The sequence below is a fragment of the Streptomyces sp. NPDC097619 genome (assembly GCF_040302735.1).
Classification (GTDB): domain Bacteria; phylum Actinomycetota; class Actinomycetes; order Streptomycetales; family Streptomycetaceae; genus Streptomyces.
Genome location: NZ_JBEOSD010000013.1, coordinates 13,781 through 34,773, shown reverse-complemented (window position 1 = coordinate 34,773; position 20,993 = coordinate 13,781). Strand labels below are relative to the sequence as shown.

At 72.2% G+C, this 20,993-nt stretch carries 14 protein-coding genes; 9 read left to right on the top strand and 5 right to left on the bottom strand.

The features are described from left to right. Positions 1 to 74 precede the first annotated feature (74 nt). The 4 genes from ABTZ17_RS05940 (at position 75) to ABTZ17_RS05925 (ending at position 6,077) form a co-directional block, all read left to right on the top strand. Complete coding sequence (locus ABTZ17_RS05940) at positions 75 to 1,487, top strand: ABC transporter substrate-binding protein (protein WP_352194270.1); 1,413 nt, start codon at positions 75 to 77, stop codon at positions 1,485 to 1,487. Positions 1,488 to 1,491: 4 nt separating this feature from the next. Continuing rightward, complete coding sequence (locus ABTZ17_RS05935) at positions 1,492 to 2,799, top strand: carbohydrate ABC transporter permease (protein WP_352194269.1); 1,308 nt, start codon at positions 1,492 to 1,494, stop codon at positions 2,797 to 2,799. Further along, the gene (locus ABTZ17_RS05930; RefSeq protein ID WP_352194268.1) at positions 2,796 to 3,656 is read left to right on the top strand and encodes a carbohydrate ABC transporter permease; all 861 of its coding nucleotides are present in this window, start codon (positions 2,796 to 2,798) and stop codon (positions 3,654 to 3,656) included. The genes ABTZ17_RS05935 and ABTZ17_RS05930 overlap by 4 nt, the downstream gene beginning before the upstream one ends. A gap of 159 nt (positions 3,657 to 3,815) precedes the next feature. Next, positions 3,816 to 6,077: a bifunctional glycosyltransferase/CDP-glycerol:glycerophosphate glycerophosphotransferase gene (locus ABTZ17_RS05925; protein WP_352194267.1), complete on the top strand. Its 2,262-nt coding sequence runs from the start codon at positions 3,816 to 3,818 to the stop codon at positions 6,075 to 6,077. A 133-nt stretch (positions 6,078 to 6,210) separates the two neighbouring features. On the opposite strand, the gene ABTZ17_RS05920 is transcribed toward ABTZ17_RS05925, so the two are convergent. Next, on the bottom strand, positions 6,211 to 6,870 hold the full coding sequence (locus tag ABTZ17_RS05920; protein WP_352194266.1) for a TetR/AcrR family transcriptional regulator: 660 nt from the start codon (positions 6,868 to 6,870) through the stop codon (positions 6,211 to 6,213). 157 nt (positions 6,871 to 7,027) lie between these two features. Between ABTZ17_RS05920 and ABTZ17_RS05915 the strand changes: the two genes are divergently transcribed. Together ABTZ17_RS05915 and ABTZ17_RS05910 are read left to right on the top strand one after the other, a co-directional pair. Next, entirely contained in the window at positions 7,028 to 7,942 is a 915-nt protein-coding gene (locus ABTZ17_RS05915) for an ABC transporter permease (protein ID WP_352194265.1), read from the top strand. Next, positions 7,935 to 8,711 carry an ABC transporter ATP-binding protein gene (locus tag ABTZ17_RS05910; protein ID WP_352194264.1) on the top strand — a complete coding sequence of 259 codons (777 nt, stop codon included), beginning with the start codon at positions 7,935 to 7,937 and terminating at the stop codon, positions 8,709 to 8,711. Before ABTZ17_RS05915 ends, ABTZ17_RS05910 begins: the two co-directional genes overlap by 8 nt. A 95-nt stretch (positions 8,712 to 8,806) precedes the next feature. On the opposite strand, the gene ABTZ17_RS05905 is transcribed toward ABTZ17_RS05910, so the two are convergent. From ABTZ17_RS05905 to ABTZ17_RS05895, 3 genes are all read right to left on the bottom strand, one after another. Beyond that, on the bottom strand, positions 8,807 to 13,765 hold the full coding sequence (locus ABTZ17_RS05905) for an NAD-glutamate dehydrogenase (RefSeq protein WP_352194263.1): 4,959 nt from the start codon (positions 13,763 to 13,765) through the stop codon (positions 8,807 to 8,809). Between the two features lie 362 nt (positions 13,766 to 14,127). Continuing rightward, a complete protein-coding gene (locus ABTZ17_RS05900) occupies positions 14,128 to 14,841 on the bottom strand; it encodes an HAD family hydrolase (protein ID WP_352194262.1) in 714 nt (237 codons plus the stop codon). Positions 14,842 to 14,864: 23 nt separating this feature from the next. Beyond that, positions 14,865 to 15,365 carry a DUF6912 family protein gene (locus ABTZ17_RS05895; RefSeq protein WP_352194261.1) on the bottom strand — a complete coding sequence of 167 codons (501 nt, stop codon included), beginning with the start codon at positions 15,363 to 15,365 and terminating at the stop codon, positions 14,865 to 14,867. Positions 15,366 to 15,623: 258 nt separating this feature from the next. Between ABTZ17_RS05895 and ABTZ17_RS05890 the strand changes: the two genes are divergently transcribed. Beyond that, positions 15,624 to 16,025, top strand: coding sequence for an Rv3235 family protein (locus tag ABTZ17_RS05890; RefSeq protein WP_352194260.1), 402 nt, complete (start codon positions 15,624 to 15,626; stop codon positions 16,023 to 16,025). 104 nt (positions 16,026 to 16,129) lie between these two features. Here the strand turns inward: ABTZ17_RS05890 and secA are convergent, their stop codons facing one another. Continuing rightward, on the bottom strand, positions 16,130 to 18,913 hold the full coding sequence (gene secA, locus ABTZ17_RS05885) for a preprotein translocase subunit SecA (RefSeq protein ID WP_352194259.1): 2,784 nt from the start codon (positions 18,911 to 18,913) through the stop codon (positions 16,130 to 16,132). A 229-nt stretch (positions 18,914 to 19,142) separates the two neighbouring features. On the opposite strand from secA, the gene ABTZ17_RS05880 reads away from it, so the two are divergent. Both ABTZ17_RS05880 and ABTZ17_RS05875 read left to right on the top strand, forming a co-directional pair. Continuing rightward, a complete protein-coding gene (locus tag ABTZ17_RS05880; RefSeq protein ID WP_352194258.1) occupies positions 19,143 to 19,718 on the top strand; it encodes a GNAT family N-acetyltransferase in 576 nt (191 codons plus the stop codon). 96 nt (positions 19,719 to 19,814) lie between these two features. Continuing rightward, complete coding sequence (locus ABTZ17_RS05875) at positions 19,815 to 20,993, top strand: winged helix-turn-helix domain-containing protein (protein ID WP_352194257.1); 1,179 nt, start codon at positions 19,815 to 19,817, stop codon at positions 20,991 to 20,993.

Genomic DNA, 20,993 nt, shown 5'->3' with positions numbered 1-20,993 from the left:
CGGTATTGCGGGGGCCCGGCGGGCAGGCGTATCCCTGAGGGACGGACTCGGTCACACAGGGATACGGGGGCGGCATGCGCGGGCACGGACACGGGCACGGCGGGCAGGAGCACGGTCGGAGCGGGGCGGGCGGGCGGCGCGGGCTCCGGCGGTGGGCGGTGTGGGGGCTCGTGGGGGCCCTGGCCGTCACCGCCTGTTCGAGCGGCGGCGACGACGGGCCCGGGGAGAGCGGGAGCACCCCGTCCGGGAAGGCGTCCGCACCCGGGGTGGCCTTACCCCGGCTGACCGGGGAGCGGATCTCGGTCGCGGCGGTGTGGACGGGCCCCGAGCAGGCCAACTTCACCAAGGTGCTGGAGGAGTTCGAGAAGCGGACGGGCGCGGAGGTCACCTTCGTCCCGGCGCAGGACCCGATCGTGAACTTCCTCGGCTCGAAGATCGCGGGCGGGCAGCCGCCGGACGTGGCCCTGCTGCCGCAGGTGGGCGCGCTGAAGCAGGCGGTGGAGAAGAAGTGGGCGCAGCCGCTGGGCGCGGAGGCCAAGGCCCTGTTGAACTCCCAGTACTCGGCGGGCTGGCGGCGCCTGGGCGAGGTGGGCGGGGTCCCGTACGGGGTGTACTTCAAGGCCGCGAACAAGTCGCTGGTCTGGTACAACACGGCGGTGTTCGAGGCGGCGGGGGCCGAAGTCCCCACCACGTGGCAGGAGTTCCTGGCCACGGCGGACACGGTGTCGGCCTCGGGCACGGCGGCGGTCTCGGTGGGCGGGGCGGACGGCTGGACGCTCACGGACTGGTTCGAGAACGTCTACCTCTCGCAGGCGGGGCCGGAGATGTACGACCGGCTCGCCCGGCACGAGCTGAAGTGGACGGACCCGAGCGTGGCGGCGGCCCTGAAGACGCTGGGGCAGCTCTTCGGCCGGGAGGACCTGCTGGCCGGGGGCCGGGCCGGGGCGCTGGCCACGGAGTTCCCCAAGTCGGTGACGCAGACCTTCACCGGGGGTGAGGGGGCGCAGGCCGGGATGGTCTTCGAGGGGGACTTCGTCGCGGTGAACATCGGCGAGACGGACGCCGAGCTGGGCAAGGACGCCAAGGTGTTCCCGTTCCCGCGGGTCGGGGCGAAGGCCCCGGTGGTGTCCGGCGGGGACGTGGCGGTGGCCCTGAAGCCGTCGAAGGGGGCGCAGGCCCTGTTGACCTTCCTGGCCTCCTCGGACGCGGCCACGGTGTGGGCGGGGTTGGGCGGCTTCCTGTCGCCGAACAAGGCGGTGGACCCGGCGGCCTATCCGAACGACATCCAGCGGGAGATGGCGCGGTCGCTGATCGCGGCCGGGGACGACTTCCGGTTCGACATGTCGGACCAGGCTCCGGCGGCCTTCGGCGGGACCCCGGGGGCGGGTGAGTGGAAGGCCCTCCAGGACTTCCTGAAGAACCCGTCGGACGTCGCGGGCACCCAGCGGAGGCTGGAGGCCGACGCGGCGCGGGCCTACGGGGGCTGAGGCCGTGGCCTCCCCGGCCGAGCGGGCCCGGGGGCACCGGAAGGCGGTGGCGGCGGCCTTCCTGCTGCCGTCCCTGGTGCTGCTCGGTTCGCTGGTGGTGTATCCCGTGGGGCACTCGGTGTACCGGAGTTTCATGGACCGGTCCGGTGACTCCTTCGCGGGGCTGGACAACTACGCCCGGCTGTTCACGGACGAGGCGATCCGGACGGCGCTGCGCAACAGTGCCGTGTGGGTGGTGGTGGCCCCGGCGGCGGCGACGGCCCTGGGGCTGGTGTTCGCGGTGCTGACCGAGCGGGTCCGCTGGGGCACCGCGTTCAAGCTGGTGGTGTTCATGCCGATGGCGGTGTCGATGCTGGCGGCGGGGATCGTGTTCCGGCTGGTCTACGAGCAGGATCCTGAGCGGGGCGTGGCGAACGCCGTGTGGGTGGGGGTGCACGACACCTTCGCGGAGTCCTCGGCCTTCCCGCGGGCGCGGCCGGGCCGGACCGGGCCGCTGGTCGCCGAGGAGGGCGGCGGGTACGCGACCCGGCAGCCGGTGCGGGCCGGGGCGGCGGTGCTGCTGCCGTTGGTGGGCGTGGCCCCGGACCGGCTGCCGGAGGACTCCCGGCCGGCCCGGCCCGCCGCCGCGGCGGGTGCCGGCGGCGGGGTGACGGGCACGGTCTGGCAGGACTTCGTGCGGGGCGGCGGGGGACGTCCGGGGGTGGTGGACCCCGGGGAGCCGGGGCTGGCGGGCATGCGGGTGGAGGCGGTGCGCGAGGGCCGGGTGGTGGACTCGACGCGAGCCGGGCCCGACGGCACCTTCACCCTGTCGGCGAAGGCCGACGGGGCCGTACTGCGGCTGCCGGCGGAGAACTTCCGCGAGCCGTACGCGGGGGTGTCCTGGTTGGGGCCCTCGCTGGTGACCCCGGCGGTGATCGGGGCGTACGTGTGGATGTGGGCGGGCTTCGCGATGGTGCTGATCGGGGCGGGGCTGGCGGCGGTGCCGCGGGAGCTGTTGGAGGCGGCGCGGGTGGACGGCGCGAACGAATGGCAGGTGTTCCGCCGGATCACCGTGCCGCTGCTGGCGCCGGTGCTCGCGGTGGTGCTGGTGACCCTGGTGATCAACGTGATGAAGATCTTCGACCTGGTCTTCGTGATCGCGCCGGGGTCGGTGCAGGACGACGCGAACGTGCTCGCGCTCCAGCTGTACCGGACCTCCTTCGGCACGGACGCCGATCAGGGCGTGGGCTCGGCCATCGCGGTGTTCCTGCTGCTGCTGGTGGTGCCGGTGATGCTCTACAACATCCGGCGCATGCGGAAGGGGCAGCGGTGAGCGCCCGGCGCGGGCTCGCCGCGCGGCTGGCGGAGCGCGCGGCCGGCGGAGCGGTCCGGGTCTTCCTGGTGGTGACGGCCCTGTTCTGGCTGCTGCCGACGGTGGGGCTGCTGGTCTCCTCGCTCCTGTCGGCACGGGACCTGAACGGCGGCGGCTGGTGGCAGGTCTTCGAGGCACCGTCCCGACTGACCACGGAGAACTACGCGGAGCTGCTGTCGGACGGGACCATCACCGGTTCCCTGCTGAGCACGGCGGCCATCACCGTCCCGGCCACGCTGTCGGTGCTGCTGCTGGGAGCCTTCGCCGGGTACGCCTTCGCCTGGCTGGAGTTCCCCGGCCGGGACGCCCTGTTCCTGCTGGTGGTGGCCCTGCTGGTGGTGCCCGTGCAGGTGGCGCTGATCCCGGTGTCGGAACTGTTCGGCGCGGTGGGGCTGTTCGAGACCACGGCCGGGGTGGTGCTCTTCCACACGGCCTTCGGCCTGCCCTTCGCGGTGTTCCTGCTGCGGAACTTCTTCGCGGAGATACCCCGGGAGCTGCTGGAGGCGGCTCGGCTGGACGGTGCGGGCGAACTGCGCCTGTTCGCCCGGGTGGTGCTGCCCCTGGGCGCCCCCGCCCTGGCTTCCCTGGGCATCTTCCAGTTCCTGTGGGTGTGGAACGACATGCTGGTGGCGCTGGTCTTCGCGGACTCCACGAACCCACCGGTGACGGTCGCCCTCCAGCAGCAGGTCCGGCAGTTCGGGAACAACGTGGACGTGCTCGCTCCCGGCGCCTTCCTGTCGATGGTCGTGCCGCTGCTGGTGTTCTTCGCCTTCCAACGGCAGTTCGCCTCGGGGGTGATGGCCGGCGCCGTGAAATGAGCCCCGGGGCCGGGGGGACAGAAGGGGCGGGAGGGGGTGAAGCACCGGTCATGAATACGAGGTGACCCGGATGCCGCATCACGCGTAACCCGATCCCCGTCCCGGGAGTTGCTGGGCCATATGCCCGCCCCCTGCCCGCAACCGAACCCTGGATGTGCCGTGCCCCGGTTCAGCGTCATCGTGCCCGCGTACAAGGTCCAGGCGTACCTGCGGGAGAGCCTCGACTCCGTGCTGTCCCAGTCGCATCCGGACCTGGAACTGATCGCCGTCGACGACTGCTCCCCGGACGCCTGCGGCTCGATCATCGAGGAGTACGCGGCCCGTGACCCGCGGGTGACGGCGGTGCGGCTGCCGCACAACGCCGGTCTGGGGCCGGCCCGCAACGCCGGTCTGGCCCGGGCCACCGGGGACTACGTCCTCTTCCTCGACGCCGACGACGTGCTCGCCCCGGGGGCGCTGCGGGCGGTGGACGACCGGCTGAAGGCCGTGGGCGGACCGGACGTGCTGGTCTACGACTACGCCCGCGCCTACTGGACCGGCGAGCTGGTCCGCAACCAGCGGGCGGACCGGCTCTCCGAGGAGGGCCCGGCCACCTTCACCGCGGAGGAACGGCCCGCGCTGCTGGACGTGCTGCAGGTGGTGTGGAACAAGGCGTACCGGCGGGAGTTCCTGGAGCGGGAGTCCTTCTCCTTCCCGCCCGGCTACTACGAGGACACCCCGTGGACGGCCCCCGTGCTGCTGACGGCGGAGTCCGTGGCCGTGCTGGACCGGGTCTGCGTGCACTACCGGCAGCGCCGCACCGGCTCCATCATGACCACCGCCACCCGTCGCCACTTCGACGTGTTCAACCAGTACGACCGACTGTTCGCCTTCCTCGCCGCCCGACCCCACCTGGACCGGTGGCGGCCCCTGCTGTACCGGCGGATGGCCGACCACCACACCCGCCTGTTCGCCGCCGAGGGCCGCCTGCCCCGGGGCAGCCGCGCCGAGTTCTTCCGCCGGGCCCGCGCCCAGCTGCGCCGCTACCGGGTGCGCGGGGCCGCCCCCGCCCCGGTGGCCCGCGCCCGACAGGCGGTGATGCGGCTGGGCACCTACCGGCTGTACCGGGGCCTGGCCGGCCTGCGGGCCGCCCTGCGCGGCGCCGGCCGACGCCTGGGCGCGGTCGGCCGGGCCCTGCGGACGGGGCTGCTGCTGGGCTGGTACCGGTTCCAGCGGACCCTGCCGCTCCGCCCGGACCTGGCGGTGTTCAGCGCGTACTGGCACGGCGGGTACGCCTGCAATCCGGCGGCGATCGAGGCGAAGCTGCGGGAGCTGGCCCCGGGCACGAGGACGGCGTGGATCTGCGGCCCGGAACACGCGGACACGGTCCCGGCGGGAACGGCGCGGCTGCGCCCCGGCTCCCGGGCCCACTGGTCGGCGCTGGCCCGGGCCAAGTACCTGGTGACGAACGTCAACTTCGACCGCGGGCTGGTGAAGCGGCCCGGGCAGGTGCTGGTGCAGACCCAGCACGGCACCCCGCTGAAGCGGGTGGGCCTGGACCTGCTGGACCGGCCCGCCGCCACCCCCACCACGGACTTCGCGGCCCTGCTGCGGGGCGCGGACCAATGGGACTACCTGCTGTCGGCGAACCGGCACTCCACCCTGGTGTGGGAGAAGGCCCTCCCCGCCTCGTACACGGTGCTGGAGTACGGCTACCCCCGCAACGACGTCTTCCAGCGGGCCACCGTCGGCGAGGTGTCGGAGATCCGGGAACGGCTCGGGATCGCCCCCGGCACCACCGTGGTGCTGTACGCGCCCACGCACCGGGACTACCGGCGCAGCCGCCCCGAGGCCCCGGACTTCGAGCGGATGCTGCGGGACCTGGGACCCCGCTTCACGGTGCTGGCCCGGGCGCACCACACCTACGGGACGGAGCCCTTGAGCGGGGAACGGCACCCGCGGCTGGTGGACGTGTCCGCGCACCCCTCGGTGGAGGAGCTGTGCCTGGCCTCGGACGCCCTGGTGACGGACTACTCCTCGCTGATGTTCGACTTCGCGGCCCTGGACCGGCCCATCGTGATCCACGCCGAGGACTGGGAGGCGTACGAGGCGGCCCGCGGCACCTACTTCGACCTGCGGTCGGCCCCGCCCGGGGCGATCGCGCGGACCGAGGACGAGCTCGTGGACATCTTCGCCACCGGGCACTGGCAGGGCTCGCGCTCGGCCCAGCTGCGGGCGGCCTTCCGGGACCGGTTCTGCCGGCTCGACGACGGGCACGCCGCGGAGCGGGTGGTGCGCCGGGTGTTCCTCGGGCAGAAGGCGGGGCTGCCGCCCTTCGTGCCGCCGAGCGAGCGCCGGCCGGCCCCGCTGCCGCAGCCCGGGTCCCGTCCGACCGCCCAGCGGAGCCCGCTCCCCGGCTTCGACCGGCTGAGCGCGGACTGACCGGACCCGGTGGGGGCTCCGGCCCCGTTCGACGAGCGGCCCCGTGCTCCGGCACGGGGCCCTCGCGCGTCCCGGGGCCGCCGGCGCCTTCGCGACCGGCGTCGCGCGCCCCTCCCCCGCCCGGGCCGGCGCGCTAGGAACCGGCCTTGAGCGCGGCCGTGACCGCGCGGGCCAGCTCGTCGAGGTAGCCCGCCGGCAGCTCCCCGCGGACGACCACGAGCCGCCAGTACAGCGGGCCGATGGCCAGGTCCAGGGCGCGCTCCGGGTCCGTGTCGGCGGGCAGTTCCCCGCGGCCGGCGGCGGCCCGGACCACGGCCCCGGCGATCTCCGTCTCGCTGCGCAGCAGGACCTCGCGGACCGCCTCGGCGATCTCGGGGTTGCGGGCGGCCTCGACCAGCAGGTCGGGGATGACCTGGGAGGCCACCGGATGCCGCAGCAGGTGGCTCATCAGCTCCAGCAGGGCCCGCAGGTCCCCGTGGAGCGATCCGGTGTCGGGGACGGGCAGGCCCTGGACGGCGAAGGCGGAGACCAGATCGAGGACCAGGTGCAGCTTGGACTTCCAGCGGCGGTAGACGGCCGTCTTGCCGACGCCGGCACGGCGGGCCACGGCCTCGATGGACATCTTCGAGAACCCGACCGCGGCCAGCTCCGCGAAGACCGCCGCCCGGATGGCCTCCGTGATGTCCTCCCGCAGCACGGCCGCCCCGGCGGGGGCGCGCCGGGGTCCGTCGGAGGGCCCTCCGGCGGGCCGGGGGGCGGCGGACGGGGAGCCGGGGGCAGGGCTGGTGGGCATGGGGCCGAGCATACCGAAGCTTTACGTTACGACGATACGGTTGCGTTCCGACGTATCGTCGCCCTACTCTGATCCGGCGCCACGACGATACGGACCCGTCCCGTCCTCGTGGTGCCGTACGCACGACTCGTCCCCGGCGAAAGCGACCCCCGTGAGCGTGACGACCCCACCCGCCCTGCGCCCGCCGCAGCCCGCCCTCACCGGCGAGGCCGCCGCCCGGCTCGCGGCCGCCCACGGCCTGCGGCTCAGCGGGGCCCGGCCCGGACTCGCCGAGTACACCCGGCAGCTCTGGGGGCGGCGGCAGTTCATCACCACCTTCGCCGCGGCCCGGATGGCCGCCACCTACAGCACCGCCCGGCTGGGCCAGGTCTGGCACCTGATGACCCCGCTGCTCAACGCGGCCGTCTACTACTTCATCTTCGGCGTCATCCTCAACCAGACCCGGCACACGCCCCAGTTCATCCCGTACCTGGTCATCGGCGTCTTCACCTGGGACTTCTTCAGCAGCGCCCTCAACTCCGGCACCCGCGCCGTCTCCGGCAACCTCGGGCTGGTCCGGGCCCTGCACTTCCCCCGGGCCGCCCTGCCGCTCTCCACCGTGGTCCAGCTCTTCCAGCAGCTGCTGGTCACCATGGGCGCCCTGCTGCTCATCCTGCTCGCCTTCGGACAGCGCCCCCGCCTCTCCTGGCTGCTGGTGCTGCCGGCCCTGGGCCTGCTGGCCGTGTTCTGCGCCGGGTGCGCCATGATCATGGCCAGGATCGGCAGCAAGATGCCCGATGTCTCCCAGCTGATGCCGTTCGTCCTGCGCACCTGGATGTACTTCTCCGGCGTGATGTGGAACATCAGCTCCACCCTGAAGAGCCACGACTTCCCCGCCTTCGTGATGACGGCCTTCCAGTGGAACCCGGCCGCCCTCTTCATCGACCTGATGCGCTTCGCCCTCCTGGACTCCTTCCACCGCGTCCAACTCCCCCACCACGCCTGGCCGCTCGCCGCGGGCTGGGCCCTGCTCGCCCTCGTCGGCGGCTACGTGTTCTTCTGGAAGGCCGAGGAGGCGTACGGTCGTGGCTGAAACTGATCCCTCCCGCATCCCCACCGTCATCGCCGACGAGGTCCACGTCGTCTACAAGGTCCAGGGCTCGGCGGGCGGCCGGGGCAGCGCCACCTCCGCCCTGAGCCGGATCTTCTCCCGCGGGGCCGCCCCCGGCGTCCGCGAGGTGCACGCCGTGAAGGGGGTCAGCTTCACCGCCTACCGAGGCGAGGCCATCGGTCTGATCGGCTCCAACGGCTCCGGCAAGTCCACCCTGCTCAAGACCATCGCGGGGCTCCTCCCCGCCGCCTCCGGCCGGGTCTACACCGACGGCCAACCCTCCCTCCTCGGGGTCAACGCCGCCCTGATGAACGACCTCACGGGCGAGCGCAACGTGATGCTCGGCGGCCTGGCGATGGGCATGTCCAAGCAGGAGGTCCGCGACCGCTACCAGGAGATCGTGGACTTCTCCGGGATCAACGAGAAGGGCGACTTCATCTCCCTCCCCATGCGGACCTACTCCTCGGGCATGGCCGCCCGGCTGCGGTTCTCCATCGCCGCCGCCAAGAACCACGAGGTGCTGATGATCGACGAGGCCCTGGCCACCGGTGACGCCCGGTTCCAGCGCCGCAGCCAGCAGCGCATCGAGGAGCTCCGCAAGGAGGCGGGCACCGTGTTCCTCGTCAGCCACGGCATCGGCACCATCCGCGAGACCTGCGACCGCGCCATCTGGCTGGAGGCCGGGGTCCTGCGGATGGACGGGCCCGCCCAGGAGGTCTGCGACGCCTACGAGGAGTTCGGCAGGAAGTAGGGCCCGGCACCCCCACGGGGGCCTCGGACGCGGGAAGGGCCCGGACCGTCACCGGTCCGGGCCCTTCCGTGTCCTCAGGCGGGGAACTCAGCCGCTCACGTGTGCGTGCGCAGCAGGGTCCGCATGGTCCGCATCGCCACGGACAGGTTGGCCAGGTCGAAGTCGTCCGAGCCCTGGATCTCCTCCAGGGTGGTCCGGGCCCGCCCGATGATCGCGGCGTTGCGCTCCTCCCAGGCCTTGAACCGCTCCTCCGGGGAGGCGTCGCCCTCGCCCGCCGCCAGCACGTCGGAGGTCAGTCCGGCGTGCGCGGCGAAGAGGTCCTCACGGATGGAGGCGCGGGCCATGGACTGCCAGCGGTCGCTGCGCGGCAGCTCGATGATCCGGTCCATCAGCTGGGTGATGGAGAGGCGGTCGGCCAGGTCGTAGTAGACCTCGGCGACCTCCAGCGGGTCCTTCCCGGACCGGTCCGCGATGGCCACGATGTCCAGGGTCGGGAAGGCGGAGGAGAAACCGGCCACCTTCGCGGCCAGCTCGTCCGGCACCCCGGCCCCGGTCAGCTCGTCCCGGACCAGCTCGTACCACTCCAGGTCGGCGCCGCGCACCAGCTTGGGCAGCTCGTCCCAGACCTTCGCCACCCGCTCGCTGAAGAACTCGATGGTCTCGGTGATCTCCAGCGGCTGCGGGCGGTTGTTGAGCAGCCAGCGGGTGCCGCGCTCGACCAGGCGGCGGGAGTGCAGCCGGATCCGGGTCTGGACGTCGGCCGCGACCCGGTTGTCCAGGCCCTCCACGGCCTCCCACACGGCGGCCAGGCCGAAGATCTCGCGGGCCGCGAGCTGGGCCCGGACGATCTCCTCCACCGAGGCCCCGGTCTCCTCGCGGAACCGGTGGATCATCGTGGAGCCACCGGTGTTGACGGTGTCGTTCACGAGCAGCGTGGTGATGATCTCGCGGCGCAGGGCGTGCGCGTCGATCTGGTCGCCGAACCGCTCGCGCAGCGCCTGCGGGAAGTACTCGTGCAGGGAGCCGCGCAGGTACGGGTCGTCCGGCAGGCCGGTGACGATCAGCTCGTCGGCGGTGGTGATCTTCGTGTAGGCGAGCAGGACGGCCAGCTCGGGCTGGCTGAGGCCCTTCTCGTTGTTGAGCAGTTCGCGGATCTGCCGGTCGTTGGGCAGGAACTCCAGGGCCCGGTCGAGCAGTCCGTCACGGCCCAGGCGGCGCATGAAGCGCTGCTGGGCGTGGAGCAGGCTGGCGGACTGGGCGGCGCCGTTGGCCAGGGCGGTGTTCTGCGCGTAGTTGTTGCGCAGCACCAGCCGGCCGACCTCGTCGGTCATCTCCGCGAGCAGCTTGTTGCGCTGCTTGACGGTCATGTCCCCGTCGGCGACGACGGCGTTGAGCAGGATCTTGATGTTCACCTCGTGGTCGGAGGTGTCCACGCCCGCGCTGTTGTCGATGGCGTCGGTGTTGACCTTGCCGCCCTCGCCGCCCGCGCCGACGTGCGCGAACTCGATGCGGCCGAGCTGGGTCAGGCCCAGGTTGCCGCCCTCGCCGACCACCTTGACGCGGAGGTCGGCTCCGTCCACGCGGATGGCGTCGTTGGCCTTGTCGCCGACGTCGGCGTGGCTCTCGCCGGCCGCCTTGACGTAGGTGCCGATGCCGCCGTTCCACAGCAGGTCCACGGGGGCCTTGAGGACGGCCTGCATCAGCTCGGCCGGGGTCAGCTTGGTGACGCCCGCCTCGATGCCGAGGGCCTCCCGGATCTGGGCGTTGACCGGGATGGACTTCGCGGTGCGCGGGTGGATGCCACCGCCCGCGGACAGCAGCGAGGTGTCGTAGTCGGCCCAGGAGGAGCGGGGCAGCTCGAAGAGGCGGCGACGCTCGGCGTAGGAGACGGCCGCGTCCGGGTTCGGGTCGATGAAGATGTGGCGGTGGTCGAAGGCGGCGACCAGGCGGATGTGCTCGGAGAGCAGCATGCCGTTGCCGAAGACGTCGCCGGACATGTCGCCGACGCCGACGACGGTGAAGTCCTCGGTCTGGGTGTCGTGGCCCAGCTCGCGGAAGTGCCGCTTGACGGACTCCCAGGCGCCGCGGGCGGTGATGCCCATGCCCTTGTGGTCGTAGCCGGCGGAGCCGCCGGAGGCGAAGGCGTCGCCCAGCCAGAAGCCGTAGGACTCGGCCACGCCGTTGGCGATGTCGGAGAAGGTCGCGGTGCCCTTGTCGGCGGCGACGACGAGGTAGGTGTCGTCCTCGTCGTGGCGGACCACGCCCTGCGGGGGCACGACCTCGCCCGCGACCATGTTGTCGGTGATGTCGAGCAGCGCCGAGATGAAGATCTTGTACGAGGCGATGCCCTCGGCCAGCCAGGCGTCGCGGTCCACCGAGGGGTCGGGGAGGTTCTTCGCGACGAAGCCGCCCTTGGCGCCCACGGGCACGATGACGGTGTTCTTCACCATCTGCGCCTTGACCAGGCCGAGGATCTCGGTGCGGAAGTCCTCGCGCCGGTCGGACCAGCGCAGACCGCCGCGGGCGACCTTGCCGAAGCGCAGGTGGACGCCCTCGACGCGCGGGGAGTAGACCCAGATCTCGAAGGCGGGGCGCGGGGCCGGCAGGTCCGGGATGGCCTGCGGGTCGAACTTCATCGAGACGTAGGAGTGGGGCTCGCCCGCGCTGTCGGTCTGGAAGAAGTTGGTGCGCAGGGTGGCCTTGATGACGGTGAGGAAGGAGCGCAGGATGCGGTCCTCGTCGAGGGAGGCGACCTGGTCCAGGGCCCCGTCGAGCTCCTCCAGCATGGCGTCGATCAGCTCGGTGCCCGCGGACTGGCGGCCGGGGGACATCCGGGCCTCGAAGAGGGAGACCAGCAGCCGGGTGGTGTGGACGTTGTTGCGGAGGGTGTCCTCCATGTAGTCCTGGCTGAAGGTGGCGCCGGCCTGGCGGAGGTACTTGGCGTAGGCGCGCAGGACCACGGCCTGGCGCCAGGTGAGACCGGCCTCCAGGACGAGGGTGTTGAAGTTGTCGTTCTCCGCGCGGCCCTGCCAGACGGCGGCGAAGGCCTCCTGGAAGCGCTCGCGGCCGTCGTCGCCGAGGGTGCCGTTGCCGGGCATCCGCAGGCCGAAGTCGTAGATCCACGCCTGGGCGCGGTCGGCGCAGCGCAGTTCGTAGGGGCGCTCGTCGATGACCTCGACGCCGAGGCGGTTGAGGACCGGGAGGACGGCGGAGAGGGAGACCGGGTCGCCCTGGCGGTAGATCTTGAAGCGGCGCTCGCCGGGGCCGGCGTTGACGGGCTCGTAGAGGGAGAGCGCGAAGTCGCTGGCGCCGGCCTTGAGGCGTTCCAGGTGGACCAGGTCGGCGACGGCGGAGCGCGGCGAGTGGTCGGACTTGTAGCCCTCGGAGAAGGAGGAGCCGTAGCGGCGCAGCAGTTCGGCGGCGCGCTCCTCGCCGAGTTCGGCGACCAGGGCTTCCTGGAAGCCGTCGGACCAGGAGCGGGCGGCCTCGACGAGCCGGGCCTCGATGCGCTCGGCGTCGGCCTCGGTGAGGTCGGAGAGCTCGGTGCCCGGAGCGACCCGGACGACGAAGTGCAGGCGGGAGAGAATCGATTCGGTGTTCCAGGCGGTGAAGTCGACGCTGGTGCCGCCGAGCTCCTCCTTCAGGATGTCGATGATCCGCAGCCGGACGCCGGTGGTGTAGCGGTCGCGGGGCAGGTAGACGAGGGCCGAGTAGTAGCGGCCGTACTCGTCCTGGCGCAGGTAGAGCCGCAGGCGGCGGCGTTCCTGGAGGTAGAGGACCGAGGTGACGATCTCGCGGAGCTTGTCGACGGGGGTCTGGAACAGCTCGTCGCGCGGGTAGGTCTCCAGGATCTGGAGGAGGTCGCGGCCGTCGTGGCTGGACGGGGAGAATCCGGCCTGCTCCAGGACCTCGGCGACCTTGCGGCGGATGACCGGCACGCGGCGCACGGACTCGGTGTAGGCGGCCGAGGAGAAGAGGCCGAGGAAGCGGCGCTCGCCGACGACGTTGCCCTCGGCGTCGAACTTCTTGACGCCGACGTAGTCGAGGTAGCTGGGGCGGTGCACGGTGGCGCGGCTGTTGGCCTTGGTGAGGACGAGCAGCTTGTGCTCGCGGGCCTTGGCGCGGGCGTCGGCGGGGAGCCGGTTGAAGGAGGGGGAGATCGGGTGGCCGTGGTGGCCGTCCTCGGTGGCGTGCTGCGGGTCGGAGCGCAGGATGCCGAGGCCGGTTCCGGGCACGGCGGCGAGGGCGTCCCCGTCGACGAGGTTGTACTCGCGGAAGCCGAGGAAGGTGAAGTGGTCGTCGGCCAGCCAGCGCAGCAGCTCGCGGGCCTCTTCCTGCTCGTACTCGCGCAGGTCCTCGGGGCTGGGCTCGGTGGGGAGTTCCTCGGCGATGCGGAGCGCGGCCTCGCGCATCTTCTCCCAGTCCTCGACGGCCTCACGGACGTCGGACAGGACGCGGAGCAGGTCGGCGGTGATCTGCTTGAGGTCGGCCCGGTCGGTCTCGCGGTCGATCTCGACGTGGATCCAGGACTCGACGAGGGAGTCGTGGGGGCGCTGGGTCCGGGGGCCGTGCGCGTCGCAGTCGGGGCCGAGGATCTCGATGAGCTTGCCGGTGACGTCGCGGCGGACGACCACCTGCGGGTGGATCACGACGTGGATGCCGCGGCCCTGGCGGGAGAGCTCGTTGGTGACGGAGTCCACGAGGAAGGGCATGTCGTCGGTGACGACCTCGACGACGGAGTGGCTGGAGGTCCAGCCGTTCTCCTCGACGGTCGGGGTGTGCACGCGGACGCTCGCGGTGCCCTGGGGGCGGTTCTCCGCGAGGCGGTAGTGCGAGAGGGCCGCGCCGAAGACGTCCACCGGGTCCCGGTCGGTGAGGTCCTCGGGGGCGGTGTGCAGGTAGTAGCGCTGGAGGTAGGAGAGCACCGTGTCCCGGTCGGGGCGCTCGGTCTGCTCGGTCCCAGTCGGAAGTAGCCCCCCGGCCGGGCTGTTCTCAGCTACCCGGGCCGCCCGTACGAGCAGCTCGGCCTTGGCTTCGTCCAGCTTGGTCTGCATGTCCTCATGGCTCCTGTCGCGCGCCGTTGCGTGACGTAGGTGAAGGAAGTGACGTAGCGCCGCGACGCCGGGTTTCGGTCGGTCCCGACGCTATGCCGTAAAAGGAAAACGCCGGAACACTTTCAGCCAAGATCGACTTCCCTGGCTGCCGGTCCCAGCGGCGGGAATCAGCGAGGGCCCGGGTGCGGGAGCACTCCGGGCGCAGTCCGGGGGCTTCGGCGCCCCCGAGGAATATCGCGCTGATCACGGGTCCAGGCTATCCCCACATCCCCCCGCGCCGTCATGAGCTGTATGTGTACAAAACCAGGGGGGGAAGTTTGACACTCTGGACAGCGACGCGGGGCCCGGGAACCCTCCCGTGACTATTGAGCCAGTTCCGCAGCGGTGTGGACGGCCTCGGCGAGGGTGTCCACCACCGGGACCCCCGCCACGGCCAGACTGCTCCGGCTGTGTGAACCGCCGGTGTACAGGACCGCCCGGGCCCCCACGTGGGCGGCCGCGAGGGCGTCGTCCACGGCGTCCCCGATCAGGACGGTACGGGCCGCGGTGACCCCGTCCAGGGCCGCGAGGTGGCGCACCAGGTGTCCGGCCTTGGTGGTGTGGGAGGGGCCGGTCCGGCCGTCCACGCGGACGAAGTTCCCGTCGATCCCGTGGGCCCGCACCAGGGGCAGCAGCCTCTCGTGCGGGGCGAGGGAGAGCAGGGACTGGGTGCGGCCGGAGCGCTGCCAGTCGCCGAGCAGTTCGCGGGCGCCCTCGGTGAGCCCGGAGTCCTCCGCGAAGGCCCAGTAGTGGCGGTGGAAGGTCTCGTCCATGACCAGCCACTCGGCGTCCGTGGGCAGGCGCCCCATCAGCCGCTCGTAGAACTTCGGCACCGGGACGGTGTACAGCTCGCGGTACCGCTCCAGGGTGATCGGGGCCAGCCCGAGCTCCGCGAAGGAGGCGTTGGTGGCCTCGATCACGGCGTGGATGTCGTGCAGGAGGGTGCCGTTCCAGTCCCAGACCAGGTGCGGCGCACCCGCCGCCCCCCGTCCGTCCCGCGCGGCCGTGTCCTGCGTGTTCCCGGTCTGCTTCCCCATGGGGAAGACGGTACCCGGCCCGGTCAGGCGATCAGGTTGGGGATCTCCTGGATCCCGAACCAGAGCAGCTCGTGGTCCTCGGCGCCGTCCACCGTGAACTGCGCGTCGTCGTCCCCGGCGTCGGCGGCGGCCAGCGCCCCGGCCGCGGCGGCCACGTCCTTCTCGGCCTCGTCGGCGTCCACGTGCACGGCGCCGGCGGCGGTCAGCCGGACCACGGCGTCCACGGTGACCTGACCGAGGGTGGCCTCGTCCACGCCGGGCACCGCGGCGGCGGCCTTGTCCGGCACGTCCAGGGCCAGGACCACGCGGCGGCGGGCGGCCGCCGGGTCGGCGGCGACGAGCCGCAGGGAGGCCAGCGCGGCCCGGCCCAGGGCCGCGTACTCCAGCTCCTCGATGTCGTCCGAGACGTACCACTCGCGCAGGCCCGGGGTCACGGCGTAGGCGCGCAGCGGGGCCGGGGCCAGCTCGCCCGCCCCGTGCGCCTCGGCGAGCCCGGGAAGGGTCAGGGGGACGTACACGCGCATGGCCGGTCACTTTCCGTCGTCGGGAACGGATTCAGGATACGGGCGCCGGTCCCCCTTCGGGGCCCCGGGCCGGTCCGGGCCCGCGTCCACCCGGCTCCGCGCGCCTCCCGCGGGCCCCCGCCGAACCGTCTCCGGGCCACTCGGATAGGTGAAACGGGGGCCCTCCGGGAGCTTCCCGGACGGCTGATTGCTTTCGGTCACGAACCGCCCGTAGAAGATCACCGACCAAGTTACCGCCCGGTACCCCAGGGGGATCCCATGACCCGCACCCGGCCCTCCGGACGCCTCGACCAGCGCCGCCCGCCGGTCCGTCCGCACGGACCGCGCGTGCCGCGCCAGATCAAGCCGCACTACTGGTTCGCCGAACAGCTCCTGGCCGTCCTCAGCGGCCAGCGCCCCGTGCACTGGCTGCTCGGCCACACCGTCGGCGCCGCCTACGAACAGCTGGTGTGCCTCGCCCCGCAGACCCCGCTGCGTCCCGCGGACGCCCGACGCCCCCTGGTCCGCCACTGCGACCTCGCCCACCCCGCCCCCGGGGTCATCGAAGCCTTCGCCCGGATCGGCGCGGGCGACCGGGTCAGCGCCATGGCCTTCCGCCTGGAGCAGGGCCGCGACCTGCGCTGGCGCTGCGCCGCCGTCGAGATCGGCCCCCGCGCGTGACCGCCGACCGCCCCGCGCCGGGAGCCGGGAACGCGGCAGGGGCCGGACACCCCTCGGGTGCCCGGCCCCTGCCGGTGGTCACGCGCCGCGGACGGCCGCGACCCCTACTTCTTGCGGCGACGCCCACCGGCCGCGCGCTGCGCCTTGCGGCGCTCGGCGCGGGTCAGGCCGTCACCCTCGGGCACGGTGTCCTGGAAGTCGCCCTCGACCACGCCGCCCTCGCCGTCCACGCTGGGGGCGGAGAAGTGCAGGCGGTCCTTGCGCTGCGGGGCCTCCAGGCCCTTGGCACGGATCTCCGGACGGGACTCCTGCGCGGGCAGGTCCACGGAGTCGGCGACGGGGACCTCCTCGACCTGCTGCTCGACCTGGACCTCCAGGTTGAACAGGTAGCCGACGGACTCCTCCTTGATGCCCTCCATCATGGCGTTGAACATGTCGAAGCCCTCGCGCTGGTACTCGACCAGCGGGTCCTTCTGCGCCATGGCCCGCAGGCCGATGCCCTCCTGGAGGTAGTCCATCTCGTAGAGGTGCTCGCGCCACTTGCGGTCCAGCACCGAGAGGACCACGCGCCGCTCCAGCTCGCGCATGACCTCCGAGCCGAGCTGCTTCTCACGGGCGTCGTACTGCTCGTGGATGTCCTCCTTGACCGTCTCGGCGATGAACTCGGCGGTGATGCCCGCCCGCTCGCCGGCCGCGTCCTCCAGCTCGTCCACGGTGGCCTTCACCGGGTAGAGCTGCTTGAAGGCGCTCCACAGCCGGTCCAGGTCCCACTCCTCGGCGAAGCCCTCGACCGTCTCGGCCTGGATATAGGCGTCGATGGTGTCGTCCATGAAGTGGCGGATCTGCTCCTGGAGGTCCTCGCCCTCCAGGACGCGGCGCCGCTCGCCGTAGATGACCTCGCGCTGACGGTTGAGGACCTCGTCGTACTTGAGGACGTTCTTGCGGGTCTCGAAGTTCTGCGTCTCGACCTGCGACTGGGCGGAGGCGATCGCCCGCGTGACCATCTTGTTCTCGATCGGCACGTCGTCCGGCACGTTGGCCATGGCCATCACGCGCTCGACCATCTGCGCCTTGAACAGGCGCATCAGGTCGTCACCGAGGGAGAGGTAGAACCGGGACTCGCCCGGGTCGCCCTGACGGCCGGAACGACCGCGGAGCTGGTTGTCGATGCGGCGGGACTCGTGCCGCTCGGTGCCCAGGACGTACAGGCCGCCGAGCGACTTGACCTCCTCGAACTCCGCCTTCACGGCACCCTCGGCCTTGGCGAGCGCCTCGGGCAGGGCGTGCGCCCACTCCTCGATGTGCTCCTCCGGGTCGAGGCCGCGCTGGCGCAGCTCCGCCTCGGCGAGGTCGTCCGGGTTGCCGCCGAGCTTGATGTCCGTACCGCGGCCGGCCATGTTCGTGGCGACCGTGACCGCGCCGCGACGACCGGCCTGGGCGACGATGCTCGCCTCGCGGTCGTGCTGCTTGGCGTTGAGGACCTCGTGCGGGACACCGCGCTTGGACAGCTGCTGCGAGAGGTACTCGGACTTCTCGACCGAGGTGGTGCCGACCAGGATCGGCTGGCCCTTCTCGTGCTTCTCCGCGATGTCGTCGACGACCGCCGCGAACTTGGCGACCTCGGTGCGGTAGATCAGGTCCGCCTGGTCCTTGCGCTGCATGGGCCGGTTCGTCGGGATCGGCACGACGCCCAGCTTGTAGATCTGGTGGAACTCGGCGGCCTCGGTCATGGCCGTACCGGTCATGCCGGACAGCTTCGAGTACAGGCGGAAGAAGTTCTGCAGGGTGATCGTGGCGAGGGTCTGGTTCTCGTCCTTGATGTCCACCCCTTCCTTCGCCTCGATCGCCTGGTGCATGCCCTCGTTGTAACGGCGACCGGCGAGGATACGGCCGGTGTGCTCGTCGACGATCATGACCTCGCCGTCGATGACGACGTAGTCCTTGTCCTTCTTGAACAGTTCCTTCGCCTTGATGGCGTTGTTCAGGTACCCGACGAGGGGGGTGTTCACCGACTCGTAGAGGTTGTCGATGCCGAGCCAGTCCTCGACCTTCGCGACACCGGTCTCGTGGATGCCGACGGTGCGCTTCTTCTCGTCGACCTCGTAGTCGCCGGTCTCCTCGATGCCCTTCAGCGGCTGGCCGGGCTCGCCCTTGGTGAGGCGCGTCACCAGCTTCGCGAAGTCGCCGTACCACTTCGTGGCCTGGTCGGCGGGGCCGGAGATGATCAGCGGGGTGCGGGCCTCGTCGACGAGGATGGAGTCGACCTCGTCGACCACGGCGAAGTTGTGGCCGCGCTGCACCAGCTCGTCCTTCGACCAGGCCATGTTGTCGCGCAGGTAGTCGAAGCCGAACTCGTTGTTCGTGCCGTAGGTGATGTCGCAGGCGTACATCTCGCGGCGCTGCGCCGGGGACATGTTCGCCAGGATGCAGCCGACGTTCAGGCCGAGGAACTTGTGGACCCGGCCCATCATCTCGGAGTCGCGCTCGGCCAGGTAGTCGTTCACCGTGATCAGGTGGACGCCCTTGCCGGACAGCGCGTTCAGGTACGCCGGGAGCGTGCCGACGAGGGTCTTGCCCTCACCGGTCTTCATCTCGGCCACGTAGCCGAGGTGCAGGGCGGCGCCGCCCATGAGCTGGACGTCGTAGTGGCGCTGGCCCAGGACGCGCTTGGCGGCCTCGCGGACCGTGGCGAAGGCCTCGGGCAGCAGGTCGTCCAGGCTCTCGCCGTTCTGGAAGCGCTCCTTGTACTCGTCCGTGAGCGCCCGCAACTCGGCGTCGGAGAGGTTGACGAAATCCTCTTCGATGGAGTTGACCTGGTCCGCGATGCGGTGCAGTTTGCGCAGGATCTTGCCTTCGCCTGCACGCATGAGCTTGTTGAAGACGGACACTGGGGCTGGTCTCCTTGCCGGTCGGGCCTGAGCACTGGTTCGTACACGGGCACGGCAGGTGGGCCCCACCGCAACCGTCATCGTAAGCGAGGACATGGTCGCGTCGGGAGGTCCGCCGTCACCGCAGGGGAACGGTCGCCCGGAAATGAGAACGGACGGGAGTCCTGGAAGGTGCCGGGTGCCCCGAAAACTGTTCGCCGCCCGACCCCCCTCTCCGGATAATCCGGACATGGAACCCGTCACCCTGACCACCGCCCGGCTGACCCTCGCGCCCTGGGCCCCCGCCGACGCCGCGGAGGCCCTCGCGGCCTGCCAGGACCCGGCCGTCCAGCGCTGGACCTCGGTGCCCGTGCCCTACGGCCCCGAAGAGGCCCGCGCCTGGTGCGAGGAGATCTCCCCGGCCGGCTGGCGCCAGGACACCGAGTACGGGTTCGCCGTCCGGCACACCGCCTCCGGCGCCCTGACCGGGGCGGTCGGCCTGCACGTCCACGGACCCGCCCAGTACGAGATCGGCTACTGGGCCGCCCCCGAGCAGCGCGGCCGGGGCCACACCCTGGAGGCCGTCACCGAGGTCTGCCGCTGGGCCTTCACCGCGCTCGGCGCCGGGCGCGTGGAGTGGCGGGCCGAGGTCGGCAACACCGGATCGAAGGCCGTCGCGGAGCGGGCGGGCTTCCGCGTGGAGGGCGTCCTGCGGGCCGGCCTCCCCGTCCGCGGCACCTGGCGGGACGGCTGGGTGGGCGGGCTGCTCCCCTCCGACCTGGGTCTGCCCTCGCTGCTCCCGTACCTGCCCGCGCCCGTGGCCTGACCGGATCCCACCGGACCGCGGGAGGGGGCGGGGGCCACCTGACTTTCTCCCGTCGCCGCCGGGGTCATTGTCGGCGCCGACCTCTAGGGTGCGGCCATGACCTCCGCGCCGCAGCCCGTCGTGTCCCTGTCCGCAGCCGAGGCCCGCAGGATCGCCCTGCGCGCCCAAGGGTTCCTGGGGGCCCCGGACCGCAAGGCGGGGGTCCGGGGACTGCTCCGGCACCTGGGCGCCGTCCAGCTCGACACCATCTCGGTGCTGGCCCGCTCCCACGAGCTGATCGCCTACGCCCGGCTGGGCGCGGTGGGCCGGGAGACGGTGGAGAGGGCGTACTGGACGGAGCAGCACGCCTTCGAGTACTGGTCGCACGCCGCCTGCATCCTGCCGATCGAGGAGTGGCCGCAGTTCGCCTTCCGGCGCCGGGTGCGCCGGGCCCGGGGCCACCGCTGGCACCTGCTGGAGGACAAGGACCGCTCCACCAAGACGGTGCTGGAGCGGCTGGCCGCGGAGGGCCCGCTGACCGCCTCGGAGCTGGGCGGCGCCAAGAACGGCGGCGAGTGGTACGACTGGTCCGAGACCAAGATCGCCGTGGAGTGGCTGCTGGACGTGGGCGAGGTGGTCTGCACCGAACGGCGCGGCTGGAAGCGGGTCTACGACCTCGCGGAACGGGCCGTTCCGGCCGAGCTGTTCCACGACGACCTGACGGACGAGGAGTGCCTGCGCCGCCTGGTGGGCCTGGCGGGCCGCTCGCTGGGCGTGGGCACCCGGGCCGACCTGGCCGACTACCACCGGCTCAAGGGCACCGAGGTGGACGCCGTGATCGAGTCCTCGGGACTGGTCCCGGTGGAGGTGGAGGGCTGGGCCAAGGCCGCCTGGGCGGATCCGGCGGCCCTGGCGGAGGCCCCGCGCGGACGGCACCGCACCACCCTGCTGTCCCCCTTCGACTCGCTGATCTGGGACCGGGCCCGGACGGAGCGGATCTTCGGCTTCACCCACCGGCTGGAGGCGTACGTGCCCAAGGCCCAGCGGGTGCACGGGTACTTCACGATGCCGGTGCTGGCCGGCGGGGAGCTGGTGGGCCGGGTGGACCCGGCGCGGGAGGGCCGGACCCTGGTGGCCCGGCAGCTGTCGCTGGTCTCCCCGAAGGCGGCCCCGGACGTGGCCCGGGCCCTGCACGAGGCGGCCGCGTGGGTGGGCTGCACCGAGGTGCGGGTGGAGCGGGCGACCACGCCCGCCGAGGCCGAGGCCGTCACCGCCGAGGTGGCCGCGCTCTTCTGA

What these genes read in the sequence shown, in the direction of transcription:
- ABTZ17_RS05890 (WP_352194260.1), top strand. Translation starts at nt 15,624, where the DNA reads ATGACCCGCACCCGGCCCTCCGGACGCCTCGACCAGCGCCGCCCGCCG.
- ABTZ17_RS05920 (WP_352194266.1), bottom strand. Translation starts at nt 6,870, where the DNA reads ATGCCCACCAGCCCTGCCCCCGGCTCCCCGTCCGCCGCCCCCCGGCCC.
- ABTZ17_RS05880 (WP_352194258.1), top strand. Translation starts at nt 19,143, where the DNA reads ATGGAACCCGTCACCCTGACCACCGCCCGGCTGACCCTCGCGCCCTGG.
- ABTZ17_RS05895 (WP_352194261.1), bottom strand. Translation starts at nt 15,365, where the DNA reads ATGCGCGTGTACGTCCCCCTGACCCTTCCCGGGCTCGCCGAGGCGCAC.
- ABTZ17_RS05900 (WP_352194262.1), bottom strand. Translation starts at nt 14,841, where the DNA reads ATGGGGAAGCAGACCGGGAACACGCAGGACACGGCCGCGCGGGACGGA.
- ABTZ17_RS05875 (WP_352194257.1), top strand. Translation starts at nt 19,815, where the DNA reads ATGACCTCCGCGCCGCAGCCCGTCGTGTCCCTGTCCGCAGCCGAGGCC.
- ABTZ17_RS05940 (WP_352194270.1), top strand. Translation starts at nt 75, where the DNA reads ATGCGCGGGCACGGACACGGGCACGGCGGGCAGGAGCACGGTCGGAGC.
- ABTZ17_RS05905 (WP_352194263.1), bottom strand. Translation starts at nt 13,765, where the DNA reads ATGCAGACCAAGCTGGACGAAGCCAAGGCCGAGCTGCTCGTACGGGCG.